This is a genomic window from Bradyrhizobium sp. USDA 4502, from assembly GCF_054063355.1.
Genome location: NZ_JBSSGF010000001.1, coordinates 5,774,605 through 5,795,538 on the forward strand (window position 1 = coordinate 5,774,605; position 20,934 = coordinate 5,795,538).

Genomic DNA, 20,934 nt, shown 5'->3' on the forward strand with positions numbered 1-20,934 from the left:
GATCACACCGTCTCTATCAACATCGCGCCGCCCTGCCCGCCACCGATGCATTCGGTGGCGACGCCGCGCCTGGTGCCGAGCCGCTTCATCGCATTGACCAGATGCAGCACGATGCGGTTGCCGCTGGTGCCGACCGGATGGCCGAGGCTGATCGCGCCGCCGTCGACGTTCAACTTCGCGCGGTCGATCTCGCCGGCCGCGCCATCGAGCCCAAGGATCTCGCGGCAGAATTTTTCGTCGTTCCATGCCGCGAGGCAGCCCAGCACCTGGGTGGCGAAGGCCTCGTTCAGCTCCCAGGTCTCGACATCCTGCAAGGTCAGGCTATTGCGCTTGAGCAGCGCGCTCGCCGAGAGCACCGGGCCGAGGCCCATGATCGAGGGATCAAGCGCCGACCATTGGCTGTCGAGGATGACGGCCTTCGGCGTCAGCCCGTGCTTGGCCGCCGCCTTCTCCGACGCCAGGATCACCCAGGAGGCGCCGTCGGTGATCTGCGAGGAATTGCCGGCGGTGACCTGGCCCCACGGACGCTCGAACACCGGCTTCAGCTTTGCGAGCGTCTCGGGCGTCGAGTCCGGTCGGACGCCGTCGTCATGGTCGAAGAACTTGCCGTCGCGGGAGAACGCGGTCTCGACCTCGCCCTTGAGAAAGCCCTGCTGCTGCGCGTTGGCCAGCCGCTGATGGCTCTCGGCGGCATACGCATCAGACTGCGCGCGCGTAATGCCGAAGAGATGACCGACCTTCTCGGCGGTCTGCCCCATGTTGAGCTCGGTGATCGGGTCGGTCAGCCCGCGCTCGAGGCCGATGATCGGCTTGAAGTAACTCGGCTTCACCTTCAGCGCCGCGGCGATCTTGGCACCTAGCCCCTTGGCGCCGGCGAAGCCGGCAAACCAGCGCACGCCCGAATTGGGCCAGACCAGCGGCGCGTGGCTCAAGGCTTCGGCACCGCCGGCGAGGATCAGGTCGGAGATGCCCTCGCGGATGTAGCGATAGCCGGTGTCGATCGACTGCATGCCGGAGCCGCAATTGATCTGCACCGTGAAGGCGACCATCTGTTCGCCCATACCGAGCCTGAGCGCCGCAACCCGTGCCGGGTTCATCTCGTCGGCGATCACGTTGACGCAGCCGAGGATCACCTGGTCGAAGGCGGTGGGCGCGAAAGGCTGCCGTGCCAGCAGCGGCCGACCGCATTGTACGGCAAGATCGACCGGGGTGAACGGGCCGGGACCGGAGCGCGCCTTCAGGAACGGCGTCCGGCTGCCGTCGACGATAAAGACTGGTCGCGCCATCAGCTCGCCGCCCTCTGCTCACCAAGTTCCTGGAAGAACTGATGCACGTCGGCGGATTTCTTGTAAATCGGGGACAGCGCCTCCGGCGCAAAATCATCGACCTCGATGACTTTGGCGACGGCCTCGTGGGCAGCGGCAAGCTTCTCGCCGTCGGCCTCGGTGATGACGCCCTTCTTGACCGCCTCCTTCCAGTCATGCAGGCGCGCCGCGCGCAGCTGCTTGGCGGCATCCTCGGCCTCGGTGACGAGGCGGAAGGCCTTCTCCAGCCTTGCGATGCCGCCGTCGTCCTCGACAAAGGCGAGGTCCGGCGTCAGCCGGTCGCGCGCCGCTGACGGCGACAGCACGAGCTGCGCGCATTGCTGCACGACGCGGTCCGTCGGGCCGGTGACGCGGGCACCGAACGGCTGGACCAGGAATTTCAGCAGCCAAGCCACCGGGCGGTTCGGCAGATTGGCGAAGATTTCCGCAAAGCGGTTCTCGATGGTCTTGAAGCCGGACGCCATGCACCATTCGAGCGCGGGAAGATCCTCCTTCTGTCGGCCCTCGTCCTGCCAGCGTTTCAAAGCAGCGGAGAGCAAATACAGCTCGGACAGGATGTCGCCGAAGCGTGCCGAGAGCATCTCCTTGCGCTTCAGCGCGCCGCCGAGGGTGAGCAGCGCCATGTCGGCGCACAGCGCGAACGCCGACGAGTAGCGCGACAGCTGGCGATAGAACTCGGTCGCATCGCCGGCATCCGGCGCCGGTGCGAACATCCCAAAACTCCAGCTGCGGCCCCAGGCGCGGAACATGGTCGCGAAGCTGTGGCCGATATGTTTCCAGAACGCGGTGTCGAACGCGGTCAGACCCTTGTCGCGGTCGGTCTCGCCGAGCGCGTTCATCTCCAGCAACAGATATGGATGCGCGCGGATCGCGCCCTGCCCGAACACGATCAGATTGCGGGTCAGGATGTTGGCGCCCTCGACCGTGATGCCGACCGGCACCGAGCGGTAGAGCCCGCCGAGATAATTCTGCGGCCCGTCGATCACGGCCTTGCCGCCATGGATGTCCATGGCGTCGTCGATCGCGATCCGCATCCTCTCGGTGGCGTGCAGCTTCATGATCCCGGAGATGACGGCGGGATGATGCCCCTCGTTCAGTGCGGCGCAGGTCAGCCGTCGCGCGGCGTCGAGCAGATAGGCCGTGCCGGCGATGCGGGCGAGCGGCTCCTCGATGCCTTCGAATTTCGAGATCGAGATGCCGAACTGCTCGCGGATGCGGGCATAGGCGCCGGTGGTGCGCGCGGCATAGGCAGCGCCGGCCGCCGACAGCGACGGCAGCGAGATGCCGCGGCCGGCGGCGAGCGCCGTCATCAGCATCTTCCAGCCATGACCGAGCCGTGCCTCGCCGCCGATGATGTAGTCGAGCGGGATGAAGACGTCCTTGCCCCAGTTCGGGCCGTTCTGGAACACCTGCATCGCCGGCAGATGGCGGTGGCCGATCGACACGCCCGGCAGATGGGTCGGGATCAGCGCGACGGTGATGCCGAGCTCTTCCTCGCTGCCGACGAGGTGATCGGGATCATAGGCCTTGAAGGCAAGGCCGAGCAGCGTCGCGACCGGGCCGAGCGTGATGTAGCGCTTGTGCCAGTTGAGCCTCAAGCCGAGCACCTCACGGCCTTCGAAATTGCCCCTGCAGATGATGCCGGTGTCGATCATCGAGGCGGCGTCGGAGCCTGCCTCCGGGCTGGTCAGGCCGAAACATGGAATGTCCTGTCCGGAGGCGAGGCGCGGCAGCCATTTGTCCTGCTGCTCCTTGGTGCCGAACCGCATCAAGAGCTCTCCGGGCCCGAGCGAGTTCGGCACCATCACGGTGACGGCCGCGGTCAGCGAGCGCGACGAGATCTTGCGCACCACCTCGGAATGCGCGTAGGGCGAGAAGCCGAGGCCGCCGTATTCCTTCGGGATGATCATGCCGAAGAATTTCTTGGCTTTGATGAAGGCCCAGACTTCGGGCGGTAGGTCGCGCCATTCCCAGTTGATCTTCCATTCGTCGAGCATCCTGCAGAGCTCGTCGACCGGACCGTGCAGGAAGGCTTGCTCTTCCTCGGTCAATCTGGCCGGCGCGAACGCCAGCAATTTCGACCAGTCGGGATTGCCGGTGAAAAGATCGGCGTCCCACCAGACGTCGCCGGCTTCCAGCGCCTCGCGCTCGGTGTCCGACATCGTCGGCAGCACGCCACGCGCCCAGGAGAAGATCGGTTTTGTCATATAGTCGCGGCGGAAGCTCATGGCGGATCCCTCATGAAACGGCGGCGCGGATGGGTGATCTTATCGGAAAGTGCCGTTCACCGGTGAACACTTCGCTTCGCAGATAAAGCGAAATTGACGCGGCCCAGGCGCCATTTTGTTAACGGCACGCCACGCGTTCAGTTCCGAAAGCTGAGCTGCGACAATCAGGTAGCCGGGGATGGCGCAGACGCCATCCCCATGCAGGACGAGCTAGGCGGGTCCCGCTCCCTGGGTTGCGGTATAGACCGCGTAGAGCGACTGGCTTGCGGCCATGAACAGGCGGTTGCGCTTGGGACCACCGAAGGTGATGTTGCCGCAGACCTCGGGCAGCCGGATACGGCCGAGCAGCTTGCCTTCCGGCGACCACACCGTCACGCCGCTGTAACCGACCGCGCGGCCGGCATTGCTCGAGCACCAGACATTGCCGTTGACGTCGCAGCGGATACCGTCCGGTCCGCACTTCACGCCGTCGATCGTAAAATCGCTGAACCGCTTGCCGTTGGAAAGCTTGTTGTCGGCGCCGACATCGAACACGAAAACGTCACCCTTGCCGCCGGGTCCGCTATCGCCCGGTCCCTTGCCGGTCGAGACCACGTAGAGCTTCTTGTAGTCGGGCGAGAAGCAGAGGCCGTTCGGATCCGGCACCTGGTCCTCGCTGACCACGAGATCGACGCGGCCCGAGGGATCGATGCGGTAGCAATTGGTCGGCAGTTCGCGCTTGGCCGGGACGAAGCCCGCCGGCTGGCCGATCCGGGGATTGAGCTTGCCGGCCGGATTGCTCGGGCCGCCCGCGGCATCAGGCTCGCCCTCATAGAGCTGGCCGCCATAGGGCGGATCGGTGAACCAGTAGCTGCCGTCCGGATGCGCGACGACGTCGTTCGGCGAGTTCAGCCGCTTGCCCTGATAGTTGTCGGCGAGCACGGTCGCGGTGCCGTCATTCTCGTAGCGCGTCACGCGGCGGGTGAGATGCTCGCAGGACAGCTGGCGGCCCTGGAAGTCGAACGAATTGCCGTTCGAGTAGTTCGACGGCATGCGGAAGACGCTGACATGGCCGTCATCTTCCGACCAGCGCATCTGCCGGTTGTTAGGGATGTCGCTCCACAGCAGATAGCGGCCCTGCGAACTCCAGGCCGGGCCTTCCGCCCACAACAGGCCGGTATAGAGGCGCTTGATCGAGGTGTTGGGCTGGGCAAGGTCGTTGAAGGACGGATCGACCGCGATGATGTCGGGGTCCCAGAAATAGGTGGTCGGCGCACCGCGCGGACTGAAGTCGCGCGGCGGGCTGGTGATCGTCGTCGGCGGCCCGACCGGCGCGGGCGCGTTCTGGGCCAGCGCGTTGCCGATGCTAGCTACGGCAGCGGCGGAAACCGCAAGTCCCTGAACCAGCGTGCGCCGTGAAACATTCGGATCGCGTTGTTCTTCGTTCGGATCGCTCCGCTCGTGGCGTGTCATCGCATCCTCCCACTCTGTTGGCCGGCCGTTGATCCGGCCTGGCGGGTGGAGGTTAGACTGCTCTCGGAGAGGTTGCGAGTGACGGTTTTTCATCCCCGCGCGCGGAAATTTCACATTGTTGTGGTGCGGGCCGTCGTTGCGGAGCGCACGAATCCGCAGCGGAGCAACGTCCCTTACCTCGCCCCGCTTGCGGGGAGAGGTCGAAATTCAAGCGCAGCTTGAATTTAGGGTGAAGGGGTACAGGTCTCACGACCATCACAACTGGTGGAAGCAGCCCCTCACCCTACCCTCTAAGAGCGAGCTTCGCTCGTCTCGACCCCGTGAAGAACGGGGAGAGGGAGGATAGAGCAGCACTCAATCCGGCCGGATCATCTCGAACATGTTTTCCGGCTTGATCTCGAAGTAGTCGCCGCGGCGGCCGGCGCGGACGATCGGGCGCGCGAGGCCGGTCTGGTAGACGCCGTCCTTGATGAAGGCCTTGTCGATGTGGACGGCGACGACCTCGCCGAGCGTCAGCCAGGCCTCGGCCTTCTTGCCGTCGGCGCCCTGGAGCTGGACGATCTGGCTCACCTTGCATTCGAACGACACCGGGCTTTCGGCGACCCGCGGCACGTTGACGAGCTTGCCGGCGACCTGCGTAAGCCCCGCGAGCCTGAATTCGTCGACATCGCGCGCGACATGCGCCGCGGTCGCGTTCATGTGTCTGGCGAGATCCATCGTCGCCAGATTCCAGACGAACTCGCCGGTGTCCTGGATGTTGGCGACGCTATCCTTCCAGTTGGTGGAGGAGAAGCCGATGATCGGCGGCACATAGCAGAACGCGTTGAAGAAGCTGTAGGGCGCGAGGTTGACGTTGCCGCCCTTGTCGCGCGAGGAGATCCAGCCGATCGGCCGCGGCGCGACGATGGCGTTGAACGGGTCGTGCTTCAGGCCGTGGCCGTTCTTCGGCTCGTAGAAATGCAGGTCTTTGACGGTCACGATTGCGTCCTCGTCATTCCGGGATGGTCCGTAAGGACCAGACCCGGAATCTCGAGATTCCGGGTTCGATGCTTACGCATCGCCCCGGAATGACAAGGAAGTCAACTGACGAAAATGTCAGCCCTGGCGCTCAATTGGCGCGGCCGCGCGGCGACAGGCCGGCGATCACGAAATCGATCATCTGGTCGATGGTCGGGCCCGGCTTGGTGGCACATTGGGCGATCATCTGGGGATGGAAGAACCGCATCATCGCGGTGCAGGCGCACAGCGAGGCGAGCTGCAGGTCCTTGATCTCGAACTCCCCCGACGCGGCTCCTTGCGCGATCACCTCGCCGATAATGGAGGCGATACACTCCATATGGGCGACGCAGACGTCCCAGTCCTCCTGCATCGCGATCTCGACCATCTCGTGCATCTTGGAATCGCCGACATAGCGCTCGGTGTTCATGCGATTGATGGTCGTCATCATCTGGCGCAAGCGTGGCGCCGCCGGCCCTTCCGAGCGCGCGATGCGCCGGGCCTCGATCTCGACCTCGCCCATCAGGCCGCGGGCCACGCCCTCGTGGATCGACTTCTTCGAATCGAAGAAGCGGTACACGTTGGCGGGGCTCATCCGCAGCTCTTTGGCGATGTCGGCGACCGTCGTCTTCTGATACCCGATCTGCCGGAACAAGCGCTCCGCCACCACGAGAATCCGCTCGCGGGTGTCGGTTTCGCTATGTTCCGAGATCAGTGTCATGTTGGCCTGCTCAATCTTCAATTATTCGGCCGCCTCAGCAAGCGGAAATGCGCGTTGCGCATCGCCGGCATGCTGCGGCGCAGTATTGGTTTGCTCGGAGCCGCTTTCCTCGAGGGTCTTGCGGAACCAGAGGGCGTAAAGGCCCGGCAGATACAGCAAGGTCAGGAAAGTCGCAACAAACAAACCGCCCATGATGGTGATCGCCATCGGGCCCCAGAATGCCGAGCGCGACAGCGGGATCATGGCGAGGATGGCGGCCAGGGCCGTCAGCACCACCGGCCGGGCGCGCCGGACGGTGGCTTCGACGATCGCCTCGCGCCGGGTCAGGCCGGACGCCACGTCGCTCTCGATCTGGTCGACCAGGATCACGGCGTTGCGCATGATCATGCCGGCGAGCGCGATCAGGCCGAGCAGCGCCACGAAGCCGAACGGCTGGTTGGCGACGTTGAGCCCCAGCGAGGCGCCGACGATGCCGAGCGGCGCGGTCAGGAACACCAGGAACAGGCGCGAGAAGCTCTGCAGCTGGATCATCAGCAGCGTCAGCATCACCATCACCATCACGGGGAAGAGGATGAAGATCGACGCATTGCCCTTGGCGGATTCCTCGAACGCCCCGCCCGGCTCGATCCGGTAGGCTGGCTCGAGATGGGCCTGGATGTCCTTCAGCTTCGGCGAGATCTGGTTGGTGACGTCGGGCGCCTGCACGCCGTCGACGACGTCGGAGCGCACGGTGATCGCCATGTCGCGGTTGCGCCGCCACAGGATCGGCTCCTCATGCGCATATTCGATCTTGGCAATCTGCTGCAGCGGGACGGCGACGCCGTTGCGCGTGGTGATGGTGAGATCGCCGACGCGGCCGAGATCGAGCCGCTCGGACGGCACCGCGCGGGCGACCACGCCGACCTTCTCGATGCCGTCGCGGATCGTGGTGACCGGCGCGCCCGAGATCAGCATCGCCAGCGCCTGCGAGACGTCCTGCGGGGTCAGGCCGAGCGCACGCGCCCGATCCTGGTCGACGGCGAGCTTCAGGTAGGGCGACTGCTCGTTCCAGTCGAGCTGGACGTCCTTGACGTTCTTGTTCTGGCGCATGACGTCGCGCACCTGGTAGGCGATGTCGCGCACCTTGTTGGCATCGGGGCCGATCACGCGGAACTGGACCGGGAAGCCGACCGGCGGACCGAAATTGAAGCGGTCGACCCGGACCCGCGCCTGGTTCAAAGCGCCGTCGGCGGCGGCCTGCTCGATCTTGGCCTTAACGCGCTCTCGCGCCTCGACGTTCTTGGCGAGGATCACGATCTCGGCAAACGCCTCGTTCGGCAGCTGCGGGTTGAGGCCGAGCCAGAAGCGCGGCGAGCCCTGGCCGACATAGGCGGTGTAGGTCTGGATGTCGTCATCGCCCTTCAGCAGCCCTTCGGCCTGCTTCACCGCCTTCTCGGTGACGTTGAAGGCGGTGCCCTCGGGCAGACGCAGCTGCAGGAACAACTCGGGCCGCTCCGACAGCGGGAAGAACTGCTGCTGGACGTGGCCGAACGCAACGATGGAGGCAACGAAGACGCCGACGGTCGCCGCCACCACCTTGATGCGGTGATCGACGCACCACTGCACGACGCTGCGCAGGCCGCGATACATCCGCGTCTCGTAGATCGCGTGCGGATCGTGGTTCTGGTGCACCTTGATGTTGGGCAACAGCTTGACGCCGATATAGGGCGTGAAGATCACCGCGACGAACCAGGAGGCGACCAGCGAGATCGCCACGATCCAGAAGATGCCGCCGGCATATTCGCCGACCGCAGAATTGGCAAAGCCGATGGGGAGGAAGCCAGCGGCCGTGACCAGCGTTCCCGTGAGCATCGGAAACGCGGTGGATTCCCAGGCAAAGGACGCCGCCTTCATGCGGTCCCAGCCCTGCTCCATCCTCACCACCATCATCTCGACCGCGATAATGGCGTCGTCGACCAAAAGGCCGAGCGCAATGATCAGCGCGCCGAGCGTGATACGGTGCAGGTCGAGCGACATTGCGTTCATCACGATGAAGACGATGCCGAGCACCAGCGGCACCGACAGCGCGACCACGATGCCGGTGCGCCAGCCGAGCGCGACAAAGGAGACGAACAGCACGATCGCGAGCGCCTCGACGAAGGAGTGCACGAACTCGCCGACGGCGTGCTCGACCACCTTGGGCTGGTCGGCGATCTGCTGGACATCGACGCCCTGCGGCACCGCCTTCAGGAACTCGGCGGTCGCCTTCTGGACCTCCTTGCCGAGCTCGAGGATGTTGGCGCCCTTGGCGGTGACGACGCCGATGCCGAGCGCCGGCTTGCCTTCCTGACGCACCTTGAAGCTCGGCGGATCGACATAGCCGTGGCTTACGGTCGCGATATCGCCGAGCCGGAACACGCGGCCGTTGCTCTCGACCGGCGTCTCGGCAACCGCCTTGACGCCGTCAAGCGCGCCGGTGACGCGCAGCGGCACGCGCTGCGATGAGCTCTCGACGGTACCGGCCGGGGTGACGTTATTCTGCTTGGCGAGCGAATCGAACAGCGCCTGCGGCGTGATGCCGAGCGTCGCCAGCTTGGCATGCGAGAACTCGACGAAAATACGCTCGTCCTGGGTGCCGTAGAGATCGATCTTGGTGACGCCCGGCACCTTGAGCAGGCGCTGGCGAAAACCCTCCGCGACCTTCTTGAGCTGCGCATAATTGGCGCCGTCGCCGGTCATCATATAGAGGATCGAATCGACGTCGGAGAATTCGTCGTTGACGACGGGACCGAGTATGCCGGAGGGCAGCTCGCCCTGCACATCGACCAGCTTCTTGCGCAGGAGATAGAAGAGATAGGGCACGTCCTTCGGCGAGGTCGAATCCTTGAAGGAGACCTGCATCGCCGTGAAGCCCGGCTTGGAATAGGTCTGCACCTTGTCGAAGAACGGCAGCTCCTGCAGTTTCTTCTCGATCGGATCGGCGACCTGCATCTGCATTTCCTGCGAGGTCGCGCCCGGCCACATCACCGAGACGTTCACCACCTTGACGGTGAAGAACGGATCCTCGGCGCGGCCGAGCTTCTCGTAGGAGAAGAAGCCCGCGGCGGCGAGGATGATCATCAGGAACAGGACCAGCGTCGGATGGCTGACCGCCCAGGCCGAAAGGTTGAAGCGCTTCATCGAACTCTCCAAGTTCTAGACCAGTCCCAGAACCGTTTCCGCTGCTATGCGAGGGTTAGAACGACAGCGACGACACGACCCGCACCTTCTGGCTCGGATCGAGTTTCTGCACACCGAGGGCGACCACCTTGGCGCCATCGTCGACGCCGCCGGAGATGACGACGTTGTTGCTCTCATAGGCCTTCACCTTGACCGGCTTCAGCGCGATGTCGCCCTTGTCGTCGACGATGTAGAGCGAGGGATCGCCGCCCTGGCTGTACAGCGCCGACAGAGGCAACTTGGCCACCCGCTCGCTCGCCTTGTCGGCGAGCGTCAGCGTCGCGGTCATGCCGAGCGAAACCGCCTCGTCGGCGTCCGGCAGCGAGAATTTTGCGAGATAGGTGCGGGTGGCGGGATCGGCCTGCGGCGCGACCTCGCGCAGCCTGGCGGCATAGCTCTTCTTGGCGTCCGACCACAGCGTCACCGTGGCTACGCCCGACCTGGCACGAGCAAGAAGCGTCTCTGGGATCGCGACGACAGCTTCCTTCTCGCCAAGTCGGGCGACACGGATCGAAGCCTGGCCCGCGGCAACCACCTGGCCGGGCTCGATCATGGTCGCTGTGACGACACCCCGGGTGTCGGCCACCAGCGTTGCATAAGAGAGGGAATTCCTGGTCAGCTCGACCGAGCGCTCGGCACGGTTCAGCCGCGCGCGGGCCTCGTCGCCGGCGGCCTTGGCGGAATCGAGTGCCGCGTCGGTGGTCCAGCCCTTGGCCTTCAGATCCTTGGCGCGCTGCTCGGCGGCGCCGGCCTGCGCGAGCACGCCGGTGGCGGCGCGGAATTCCGCCTCCGCCTGCTCGGCCTGCAGCTTCAGGTCGACCTCGTCGAGGGTGGCCAAGGGCTGGTCGACGTCGACTGTCTGTCCGACCTCGACCAGCCGCTTGGCCACCTTGCCGGCGACCCGAAAGCCCATATCGGCTTCGATACGGGGCTTGATGGTGCCGACAAAGCTGCGCTCAGGGGTTTCAGCTTCATAATGGACGGTCGCCACCAGAACGGGGCGTCCCGGATCGGCGTTTTCAGCCGCCTTTTCATTGCAGCCGGTCAGCGCGAACACCGCGAAAGCCAGCGACGCTCCGGTTAAGAGCTTGTAATAGCTCGAGAAAACGGAACGAACGAACATCTGAAATCTCCATCGGGCTGACGACTGATGAAGAGTATCGATTTATCACTGATAAATGTCAATATTCGTCAGTGATAACCAATTCGTGAGCGGGATCGGATTTGGCGGGTGCGGAGTTCGGAAAATGCGTAGCCCCGGGTGAAGCGGAGCGAAATCCGGGACCTCACCGGTGGCGGGAGGGTCCCCGGATTGCGCTGCGCTCCATCCGGGCTACGGGAGCACGTGATTTGAGGGCGAGCTACTTCGCCCCCGCGAACTCGGTCTTGGTCTCATGGCTACCGAGGAAAACCAGCAGGCCCGCCGCGAGCGGCAACAGCGACAGCACCAGCAGCCCGGTCGACGTGCTGCCGGTGGCTTCCTTGACCCAGCCGATCAGATAGGGCCCGCCGAAACCGGCGAGGTTGCCGATCGAGTTGATCAGCGCGATCGCGCCGGCGGCAGCGGTGCCGGAGAGCCAGGCGGTCGGCAGCGTCCAGAACACCGCGAAGGTGCAGAACACGCCGATCGCGGCGACCGTCAGCACCACCATCGTCATGACCGGATCGGTGATGTAGCTGGAGACCGCGAGCGCCAGCGCGGTCAGCAGCAGCGGCGCGCCGACATGGAACACGCGCTCGCGGGTGGCATCGGAACGGCGCGCCCACAGGATCATCGCGACGGTGCCGAATGCGTACGGGATCGCGGTGACGAAGCCGGTCTGCGCGTTGGTCAGACCGAACGCCTTGACGATCTGCGGCAGCCAAAACTGCATGCCGTAGAGCGAGGCGACGAAACCGAAATAGATCGCGCTGAGCGCCAGCACCTTGGGCGAGGACAGCGCCTCGCCCAAGGTGAAATGCTTCGCCGCCTGCTTGGCCGCGACCTCGGCGTCGAGCTTCGCCTTGAGCCACGCCTTCTGCTCGGCCGAGAGCCACTCGGCCTTCTCCGGCCGGTCGGTCAGGTAGAACCAGGTGACGATGCCGAGCAGCACCGAGGGAATGCCCTCGATGACGAACAGCCACTGCCAGCCCTTCAAGCCCATCACGCCGTCGAGGCCGAGCAGCAGGCCGGAGATCGGCGCGCCGATCACGGTCGAGATCGGCACCGCGAGCGCGAAGGCGGCGAGGAAGCGCGCACGATACTCGGCCGGGTACCAGTAGGTCAGATAGAGGATGATGCCGGGGAAGAAGCCGGCCTCGGCCACCCCGAGGAAGAAGCGCAGCGCGTAGAAGCTGTGCTCGTCATAGACCGCCGCCATCAACGCCGAGAGGATGCCCCAGCTCACCATGATGCGGGCGATCCACTTGCTGGCGCCGAACCGCTCCAGCGCCAGGTTGCTCGGCACCTCGAAAATGAAATAGCCGATGAAGAAAATGCCGGCGCCGAACGAGAACACCACCGGCGAGAACTTCAGCTCGCTGTTCATGGTGAGCGCGGCGAAACCGAGATTGACGCGGTCGAGATAGGAGAAGAAGTAGGCCAGGATCAGGAACGGGATCAGCCGCCAGGAGATCGCGCGGATCGTCGACGTCTCGATCTCGCTGCGGACGCCGCGATCGGGCGCGATGGTTGCTGTCTGGCTCATGAGCTTTCCCCGGGTGTTGCTTGCCGTGAGGATTATTGGCTGGCTCCGCTTTGAGCAATGGCAAAAACTCATAGCTCACAGCGCAAACGGGAACCCCAAGCGACAAACGGACGACCAGCGGCGACAGTGCTGAAGCGCGATGCGGTTAGGTGGAATCGGGTCCCGCGGCGAACTCGCTGCACCTCTCCCCCTTGCGGGGGAGGTCGGTTCGCATCGACAGATGCGAACCGGGTGGGGGCTCTCTCCGCGATACGACTCGTGGAGAGAGCCCCCACCCTAGCCCTCCCCCGCAAGCGGAAGAGGGAACGCAGATGCGATGCTGATGCTTACTCAACGCAATCTGATCATCGATGGAAGCTAGTCCGCGAGCTGGAAGCGCTCGAAGCGGTCGAGCTCTTCCTCGATGCGCCGCTTCAGCTCCTTGCGTGCCGCCTGCTTCTTGCCGTTGCCGACCCAGCTCCATTTCTGCATCAGGAGCTTCTTGCTCTGCCGGTCGGTCTTGAGGTCGAGGGCGGCGACGATGTCGTCACCGACCAGCACCGGCAGCGCGAAATAGCCGAACAGGCGCTTCTCCTTCGGCACATAGGCCTCGAAACGGTGGCCATAGCCGAAGAACAGCTCGGTGCGCTTGCGCTGGATGATCAGCGGATCGAACGGCGAGAGGATGTGAACCAGGGTGGGATCACCCTCGCCGGTCGCGTCCAGCACCTCGGGCCGTGCCCAATGCTCCTGCTTGCCGGCGCCTTCCAGCGCGACCCGGACCAGTTCCTTGCGGCGCAGGCGCGCCTCGATCAGGCTGCGTACCGCCTTCTTGCTCGGCGCATCGAGATGGCAGATCGAATCCAGGCTGACGATGCCCTGCGAGCGCAGCGCGCGGTCGAGCAGATAGGCGGTCCGGGCCGAGGCCGGGGCCGGCTTCGGCGGCTTGTCCCAGCCGAAGTGCCGGGTCATCAACTCATAGGTCTTCAGCATGCCGGCGCGCTCGCTGATCGTGACCACGCCGCCGTAGAAGGCGAGCTGCAGCGCGCGCTTGGAGGGCTTGCGGCTCTGCCAGAGATGCTCCTTCTCGGTCAGCACGTCGTCATCGATGTCGCGGATCGTCAGCGGACCGGCACGAAGCAGCCGCAGCACCTTGCGCGTATCCGCCGGGGTCACCGACGAGAACCATTTGTGGCCCTCGCGCTTGTGCGCCTTCATCGCCGGCAGGAAGAAGCCGATGTCCTTGGACGGAATGTAGGACAGCGCGTGCGTCCAGTACTCGAACACGCTCTTGTCCCGGCTCTGCGCCTGCTTGAGGTCGGCGCGGCGGTAGTCCGGAATGCGGCTGAACAGGATGTGGTGATGGCAGCGCTCGATCACGTTGATGGTGTCGATCTGCACATAGCCGAGATGATCGACGGCGGCCGCCACCGCTGACGCCCCCTCGCCGAACGGCACCTTTGTATCGAGCCGCTGCGCGCGCAGCCAGATATGGCGGGCGGCAGCATTGTTCAACAAAAGGGGTTCGGCGGCGCGGGACATTGCCCCAGCAATGTAGTGAGATTCGCGCAGCTGTGGAGAGCCGCGCGGCGGAAATCAGCTCCGCATCATTCGGAGCGGCTACGTCGATCCGACGACCCGCCGCAACCACGGAACGTCCCTGGTCGCCGCCGCGAGCGCGGCGCTTTCTCCATGGAAGATGCGGGACGAATGCCCGCCAACCGGAAACCAGCCGCGGCCATCTTCGGCGTCCCGCCGATATTCCTCGAAGCCGATGGTGCCGTCCGGGCGAAGGAAGATATCGACGTAGCGCGAGGCGGCTTCGTCATTGATCGAGCGGAGGACGCGATTGACGTGGGCCATGATGTCCTCGCTCTCCCGCCTGCCCTGCCTGGCGCAAGGCGGGGCGGCACACCCAACCGTGACCCAGATCACATTCCGGGCTTTGAACCGGTCCTATTCTTCCAGCATCAAAACGACAGCAAGCCGGATTGGCTAGCCCGACATTTGAGGACGAAAACCATGACCCGCTCTTTTTCCTTGTCTTTTCTGACAATCGGCGCCGCGCTGTCGATGACGGCGGGCGTCGCACTGGCCGGCAGCGAGGCCGTTCCGGCCGCACAGATTCTCAATGCGCTGAAGCCGAAGTCGGCCACCCGCGGCCTTTCCGCCGGCACGCAGGTCGACCTCGCGGCTTCCGCCAAGGAGGCAAGCTTCCTCAACACCGTCCGCAACCGGCAGACCCGTTCGTTGTCGCGCGTTGAACGCCAGGAGATCGCCGACATCGCGGCGAACAAGCCGAAGATCGATCTGGAGATCCACTTCGACTACAACTCGGCCGACATCAGCAAGGGCTCGACCCAGGCGATGCAGGAGCTCGGCAAGGCACTGTCCGATGCCAGCATGAAGGGCTCGACCTTCGTCGTCGCCGGCCACACCGACGCGATCGGCGGCGAGGCCTATAACCAGGACCTGTCGGAGCGCCGCGCCGACACCATCAAGAAATTTCTGGTCGAGCATTACGGCCTGAACGGCTCGGATCTCGTGACGGTCGGCTACGGAAAGACCCGGCCGAAGGACCCGAGCGCGCCGATGGACCCGACCAATCGACGCGTGCAGGTCGTCAACATGGATACCAAGACCGCCTCGCAGTAACCTCCCGCAGCCTCGATCCGCCTGCCATGCCCGGCAGGCGGATCACTTTGCTTTAAAGACCGTCATATCCAGCCCTGAAACAGCATCAACCGGTTGAACGTCGCCATCGACGTCTCGATGACAGCAGCCGTGACCGGCAGCATCGCAACAAACCCTGCGCATCCAACCGCAACGAACGCCCACAGCAGCCAGCGCGGCGCACCCTTGCGCGTCAAGGCGTAGACCAGCACGAAACTCGCGGTGGTCGCCGCGGGGAGATAGTAATAGATGAAACCGAGCGTGCGCGGCAGCAGCGCCCAGGCGAGATACGGGCCGAGGTAGAACGCCAGCACGAGAAATGCATCACGGCCGCGCCCGACGATCCAGTCGCGCAGCGCAATGATCAGCGCGATCAATGCCGGCCACAGCACCAACGGGTTGCCGAGGAGCACGATCGCGGCGAACCTGTCATCACCGACCTTCTCGAACAGGTACCAGACAGGGCGCAGCAGGAACGGCCAGGACGGCCACGAGCTCATATAGGTGTGGCCCGCGATGGCGGTCGTGGTGTTGTCGGCAAAGATGCGGCGCTGCGCCTCGATGATATCCGTGAACGAGAGGCCGCAGAGCGGCACGAAGGTCGCGAGATAAACGGCCGCCGGGATCAGCACGAAACAGACGATGAAGTGAGGAAGACGAAAATCCGGCCATAGCTCCGGCCGGTACCAATCCTCCGCATTGCCGTCGGCAAAGCGCGTGCGCCAGCCTTGCATCAGGCGGATCACAGCGACGATCGCGATGCAGGTCGCGAGCACGAACAGCCCGCTCCATTTGCAGGCACTGGCAAGCCCCGCGAAGAGGCCCGCCAACGCAAAGGCGGATTGCGGCTGCTTTTGCCTGAAGCCGTGGACGAACGCCGCGATCGCGAACAGGCCGAAGGCGAGTGCGAAAATATCCAGCATCGCGATCCGCGACTGCACGAACAGCATCTGGTTGAAGAAGGCGAGCAGCGCGGCAGCGATCGCGCGTTGCTGCGACGCGAACAGCGCAAGCCCGCCGAGATAGACGCCGACCAGCGCCAGCGCACCGAACAGCGCCGCGGGATAGCGCCATCCGAGCGGCACGTCGCCGAATGCCTTGATCGAGAGGGCGATGATCTCCTTGGCGAGCGGCGGATGCATCGGGTTGAGGATCGCCCCCTCGCGCACCGGCAGCAGCATCTGCCGCGCCGCCGGCACGTAATGCACCTCGTCGAAATAGAGCTTGTCCGGCGCCGTGATCCCGAGCAGCAGCACGACATGGGCGACGATGAAGACGATTGCCGCGACGATCGCCGTGCGCGCGGCGGGACGTCGCGGAACAGAAGGAGATTTGGATACGATGTTCAAAGGGCAAGCACGGTGCGAGGGGAACGCAGCTTGCGACAAATATACGATATCAGCTGCATCCGCGATCCGTCGCCACGGTCATGTGACGGAACCATCGTGCCGACAATTGGCAACCAGGGCTGGTTCGATTGTGGCGGCCGACTTGGCTTCCGCGTCACAACGGCTGGATCACCGACCCGTTCCTTGGACGGCACCGCCGGGCCGCAGCCGGGTTCACGGTGGCAGGCGCACTATCATGCCCCGCTTCATGCGGGGCATCCAGTACGCCGCGTGTCGGCGGAGCACCGAAGTCTCTGGAATGCTGGATCGCCCGGTCCCGTCTACGCCAAGGCTTCGACGAGGCCACGAATCCCTGACGCGCCGAAGCTTTAGCGAAGGCGGCGCGCCGGGCGATGCCAGCGAAGCCTTGCCTTACGCCGCCGCCTCGCCCTGATAGGCCCGGCGCAGACCTTCGATATCGAGCTTGATCATCCCGAGCACGGCTTGCATCACACGCGCGGCGCCGGCGGCGTCGGGCCCGCCGAGATATTGGCGGACCGCCGCCGGCACGATCTGCCAAGCGACGCCATAACGATCGCGCAGCCAGCCACACTGCTCGGCGGTGCCGCCGGCCGCGAGCAGCGCATCCCACAGGCGATCGACCTCGGCCTGGTCGACACAGTCGATCGCGAACGAGACCGCGTGGGTATGCTCCATCCTCATCCCGCCGTTCAGCGCCATGAAGCGCTGACCGGCGAGCGTGAATTCGACCAGCAGCACCGTGCCGGCCTTTCCGCCGGGGCTGTCGATGACGTTCTTCTGGACCGTCTCGATCCGAGAGTTGGGCAGCAGCGAGACGTAGAGGTTCGCGGCCTCCTCGGCCTCGCCGTTGAACCACAGGCAGGGAGATACCTTGGACATGCTGAGCTCCTCGTGATGACGGGATGCGATCAGGCGGTCGCCGCGGCGGACTGCGCCTTCATCGCCGCCTCGACGTCCATCCACATCACTTCCCAGATGTGACCATCGGGATCCTCGAAGCTGCGGCCGTACATGAAGCCGTAATCCTGCTGCGGCGACGGATCGGCGCTGCCGCCCGCGCCCTTCGCCTTGGCGACGTAGCCGTCGACCGCGTCGCGGCTGTCGGCGGACAGGCAGATCAGCACTTCGCTCGTGGACTTGGTGTCGGCAATTTTCTTCGGGGTGAATTCGCGGAACTTGTCGTGCGTCAGCAGCATGACGTGAATCGTGTCGGAGATCACCATGCAGGAGGCGGTGTGGTCGGAAAATTGCGCGTTCTTGGTCGCGCCGATCGCCTCATAGAAGGCGGTCGCGTGGGCGAGATTGCTGACCGGCAGGTTGACGAAGATCATTGTCGGCTTGGCCATGAAAGGCGCTCCTTTTCGCGGGGTTGTGCCCCGAGGACGAACCGCCTCGCCGCGTCCCGACATCACCGCGCCGATTTTTCTTGCGGCGTCCTGCCGCAGGGTGACGTCAGGTCACAATCGGTGTCGGCATGGTCAGGAATGCCCGCGTCACATGCCAGAACAGCTCCCGATTGGTGGCAAGCGCCACCGAATGGGCGGTGCCGGGCAGGATGATGAACTGCCGATCGCCGTTCGGCAGCTTGTTGAAGAACTCCTCGAGGTCCGGAACCGCGGCGATGCCGTCATATTCGCCGCGGACCAGCAGCACCGGCGCCAGCACCTTCTCCGGATGCACCACCGGCAAATTGGCGGTCATGTCCAGATAGGTGCCGGTCGGGATCTGGTCGCCGAACTGCATCTCGACATCGGCCAGCAGCTCGACCACGGCGGGGTCCGACGTGCCGGGCCTGTCGCGGGTTGCGATTGAGCGGATCATGTCGCGGTCGCGCTTGCGCATGTTGTGGCTGCGATAATATGCGAGCTGCTCGGCGCGCTTTGCCAGCGTCGGCGAGCCCTCGCCCTTGTAGGTGAAGGCCGCGAACACCAGGCGGTCGATGCGCTCGGGTGCGGCCATTGCGAAAGCGCCGGCCCGCAACGCGCCGGAGGATTCGCCGACGAAGTGGTATCGCCCCTGCCCGGTCTCGCGCGCGATCACCTCGACCGCGGCCTTCAGATCCTCGACGCCGCTCGCGATATCCGCATTGCCCGAGGTGCGGCCGGACTTGCCGTAGTTCTCGTGGTCCATGGTCCAGCAATCGAAGCCGTAGCGGGCAAATGTGTTCAGCAGCGAATACTCGCCCTTGCCCGGCACCGTGAGGTCGAACACCCGTGATGTCACCGACGAGCCGTGGACGAAGAACACCACCGGCCGCGCGGGCTCGCCCGGCTTCGGCGCACCGATCCGCTTGCGGAACATCCACAAGGGGATGTCACCCTTCTTCGCCCAGTATTCGTTGCTCCATATTTCTCCTTCGACAGGAACCGCGGGCACTGCCTGTGCCGACGCTGCGCCGAACACGCCGGCGGCCGTTGCAATGCCGATGGCTTTGATCATGCTGCGCCGCGAATGGTCAGATGACATCATGGTTCGCTCCCTTCCGGATTTCTTCGTCCGATCCGGTGCGATCGAGCATAGCAGCGCGCATGTCCGGTTGCGCGACGGGCGCATCTCGCGTCCGCCAATCCGATGCACGATTTTGTGAATGCGGTTTCCGGCAAACGGCGCGGACGACGGGCGGACTTGGTCCTAGTCTCCGCGATCCGACCGGAAAAATCCGGCGAGAAGCGGGAGCGAAGAATGAGCAGCAATCTCACCGACGATGAACTTGCCGCCTTGATGCCCTCCGAACTGTGCCAGCACCAGACGCCGATCCCGACCCAGATCGTCTCCAGCGACGAATTCTATCCCGACCCGCAGAACGAACGTCAGCGCGAGGTCGAGGCGCGGCTGCTCGCGATGGCCGACGATCTCGGCGGCAAGCAGGGCCTCGATCGCCGGAGATTCTTCCAGACCGCGGCCGGCATGGCCGCCTCCTTCGTCGCGATGAACCAGGTTTACGGGGAGCTATTCGTCGTGACGCCGGCGGAGGCCGCGACACCCGCAATGGCGCAGGAGCGCGCCAACTCCCTGAAAGACCAGTTCATCATGGACATGCACACGCATTTCCTGCGCGACGACACCCGCATCATGGGTTTTGTGGAAATGCGCAAGGCGGTCGGCAAGGCCGGCTGGAACAAGGAGCTCAACGATCACGAGCAGACCATCGAGGATCTCAAGTTCGACAACTACAAGAAGGAGATGTTTCTCGATTCCGACACCAAGATCGCGCTGATCTCCTCGGCGCCGTCGGATATCGAGCAGGACTGGTTCCTGACCAACGAGCAGATGGCCGACGCGCGCAAGAAAATGAACGACGAGGCCGGCTCGCGGCGCGTGTTCTGCCACGCCATCTTCACGCCCGGGCAGCCCGGCTGGCTCGACAAGCTCGACGCCGCATTGGCGCTGAAGCCGGAATCCTGCAAGGGCTACACGATCGGCGACAACACCCACAAGGAGATCAGTCGCTACCCCTGGCGGCTTGACGACGAGAAGGTCGCCTACAAGGGTTATGAGAAGATGGTGAAGGCGGGCATCAGGAACGTCTGCGTCCACAAGGGACTGTTTCCGCCCGGGATAGAGAAGCAGTATCCGAATCTGCGCGGCTTCGCCGACGTTGCCGATGTCGGAAAGGCCGCCAAGGACTGGCCGCAGCTCAACTTCATCATCTACCACTCGGCCTATCGCCATGTCGGCGGCGATCCGAAGGTCGCGCTCGCCGAGTTCGAGCGCACCGGCCGCATCGCCTGGACCTCGGATCTCGCCGACATCCCGGCGCAGTACGGCGTCAACAATGTCTATGGCGATGTCGGGCAATTGTTCGCGACCACGCTGGTCGCCGAACCCAATGTCTGCGCCGCGCTGATGGGGACCTTGATCAAGGGGCTCGGCGCCGACCACGTCTGCTGGGGTACCGATGCGCTGTGGACCGGCGCGCCGCAATGGCAGATCGAGGGCCTGCGGCGGCTGGAGATCCCCGAGATGATGCAGAAGAAGTTCGGTTACGCACCGCTCGGCCCCGCCGACGGGCCGGTGAAGACGGCGATCTTCGGCGACAACAACGCCCGGCTCTACAACATCCAGCCGAAGCGCGCGATGCTCGACCTCAAGGGCGATCGCTTTGCGATGATGAAGGCGCAGTATGAGAAGGCTGGCGTAGAGCCGTCGAACACGCGTTACGGCTATGTGGTGCCGAACGGTGTGATCGATCACCGGGTGTTTGCCTAGGGGTTAGGCCCCGTCATTGCGAGCGCAGCGAAGCAATCCATATCTCCGCTCGGGGACAGATGGATTGCTTCGTCGCAGCGCAAAATTGCTTGCAAT

16 protein-coding genes are annotated in these 20,934 nt (G+C 64.5%); 2 read left to right on the forward strand and 14 right to left on the reverse strand.

From position 1 onward, the window contains the following. Positions 1-2: 2 nt before the first annotated feature. The 10 genes from ACVW1B_RS26960 to ACVW1B_RS27005 form a co-directional block, all read right to left on the reverse strand. Complete coding sequence (locus ACVW1B_RS26960; RefSeq protein WP_253607110.1) at positions 3-1,286, reverse strand: acetyl-CoA C-acetyltransferase; 1,284 nt, start codon at positions 1,284-1,286, stop codon at positions 3-5. Then, positions 1,286-3,553, reverse strand: a complete 2,268-nt coding sequence (locus ACVW1B_RS26965; RefSeq protein ID WP_253607109.1) for an acyl-CoA dehydrogenase — start codon at positions 3,551-3,553, stop codon at positions 1,286-1,288. Before ACVW1B_RS26965 ends, ACVW1B_RS26960 begins: the two co-directional genes overlap by 1 nt. 210 nt (positions 3,554-3,763) lie before the next feature. After that, on the reverse strand, positions 3,764-5,005 hold the full coding sequence (locus tag ACVW1B_RS26970; protein WP_253607108.1) for an SMP-30/gluconolactonase/LRE family protein: 1,242 nt from the start codon (positions 5,003-5,005) through the stop codon (positions 3,764-3,766). Positions 5,006-5,359: 354 nt separating this feature from the next. Next, complete coding sequence (locus tag ACVW1B_RS26975) at positions 5,360-5,983, reverse strand: flavin reductase family protein (RefSeq protein ID WP_253607107.1); 624 nt, start codon at positions 5,981-5,983, stop codon at positions 5,360-5,362. Positions 5,984-6,113: 130 nt separating this feature from the next. Next, on the reverse strand, positions 6,114-6,722 hold the full coding sequence (locus tag ACVW1B_RS26980) for a TetR/AcrR family transcriptional regulator (RefSeq protein ID WP_141340507.1): 609 nt from the start codon (positions 6,720-6,722) through the stop codon (positions 6,114-6,116). Between the two features lie 21 nt (positions 6,723-6,743). Further along, on the reverse strand, positions 6,744-9,881 hold the full coding sequence (locus tag ACVW1B_RS26985) for an efflux RND transporter permease subunit (protein ID WP_456822490.1): 3,138 nt from the start codon (positions 9,879-9,881) through the stop codon (positions 6,744-6,746). 55 nt (positions 9,882-9,936) lie between these two features. Further along, positions 9,937-11,043 (reverse strand): efflux RND transporter periplasmic adaptor subunit, encoded by a 1,107-nt coding sequence (locus tag ACVW1B_RS26990; RefSeq protein WP_253607105.1) that lies wholly within the window; start codon positions 11,041-11,043, stop codon positions 9,937-9,939. A 238-nt stretch (positions 11,044-11,281) separates the two neighbouring features. Further along, positions 11,282-12,607: an MFS transporter gene (locus ACVW1B_RS26995; protein ID WP_253607104.1), complete on the reverse strand. Its 1,326-nt coding sequence runs from the start codon at positions 12,605-12,607 to the stop codon at positions 11,282-11,284. Between the two features lie 357 nt (positions 12,608-12,964). Further along, positions 12,965-14,128 carry a winged helix-turn-helix domain-containing protein gene (locus ACVW1B_RS27000; protein ID WP_253607103.1) on the reverse strand — a complete coding sequence of 388 codons (1,164 nt, stop codon included), beginning with the start codon at positions 14,126-14,128 and terminating at the stop codon, positions 12,965-12,967. 78 nt (positions 14,129-14,206) lie between these two features. After that, the gene (locus ACVW1B_RS27005; RefSeq protein ID WP_253607102.1) at positions 14,207-14,449 is read right to left on the reverse strand and encodes a hypothetical protein; all 243 of its coding nucleotides are present in this window, start codon (positions 14,447-14,449) and stop codon (positions 14,207-14,209) included. A gap of 159 nt (positions 14,450-14,608) precedes the next feature. Between ACVW1B_RS27005 and ACVW1B_RS27010 the strand changes: the two genes are divergently transcribed. Beyond that, entirely contained in the window at positions 14,609-15,241 is a 633-nt protein-coding gene (locus tag ACVW1B_RS27010) for an OmpA family protein (RefSeq protein WP_253607101.1), read from the forward strand. A 62-nt stretch (positions 15,242-15,303) separates the two neighbouring features. On the opposite strand, the gene ACVW1B_RS27015 is transcribed toward ACVW1B_RS27010, so the two are convergent. From ACVW1B_RS27015 to ACVW1B_RS27030, 4 genes are all read right to left on the reverse strand, one after another. Continuing rightward, positions 15,304-16,608 (reverse strand): phospholipid carrier-dependent glycosyltransferase, encoded by a 1,305-nt coding sequence (locus ACVW1B_RS27015; RefSeq protein WP_253607100.1) that lies wholly within the window; start codon positions 16,606-16,608, stop codon positions 15,304-15,306. 411 nt (positions 16,609-17,019) lie between these two features. Further along, a complete protein-coding gene (locus tag ACVW1B_RS27020; protein ID WP_253607099.1) occupies positions 17,020-17,508 on the reverse strand; it encodes a VOC family protein in 489 nt (162 codons plus the stop codon). A gap of 29 nt (positions 17,509-17,537) precedes the next feature. Continuing rightward, complete coding sequence (locus ACVW1B_RS27025) at positions 17,538-17,975, reverse strand: VOC family protein (protein WP_253607098.1); 438 nt, start codon at positions 17,973-17,975, stop codon at positions 17,538-17,540. Between the two features lie 106 nt (positions 17,976-18,081). Continuing rightward, positions 18,082-19,098 (reverse strand): alpha/beta hydrolase, encoded by a 1,017-nt coding sequence (locus tag ACVW1B_RS27030; protein WP_253607097.1) that lies wholly within the window; start codon positions 19,096-19,098, stop codon positions 18,082-18,084. A 213-nt stretch (positions 19,099-19,311) separates the two neighbouring features. On the opposite strand from ACVW1B_RS27030, the gene ACVW1B_RS27035 reads away from it, so the two are divergent. Further along, positions 19,312-20,838: an amidohydrolase family protein gene (locus ACVW1B_RS27035; RefSeq protein WP_253607096.1), complete on the forward strand. Its 1,527-nt coding sequence runs from the start codon at positions 19,312-19,314 to the stop codon at positions 20,836-20,838. The last annotated feature ends 96 nt before the right edge of the window (positions 20,839-20,934 follow it).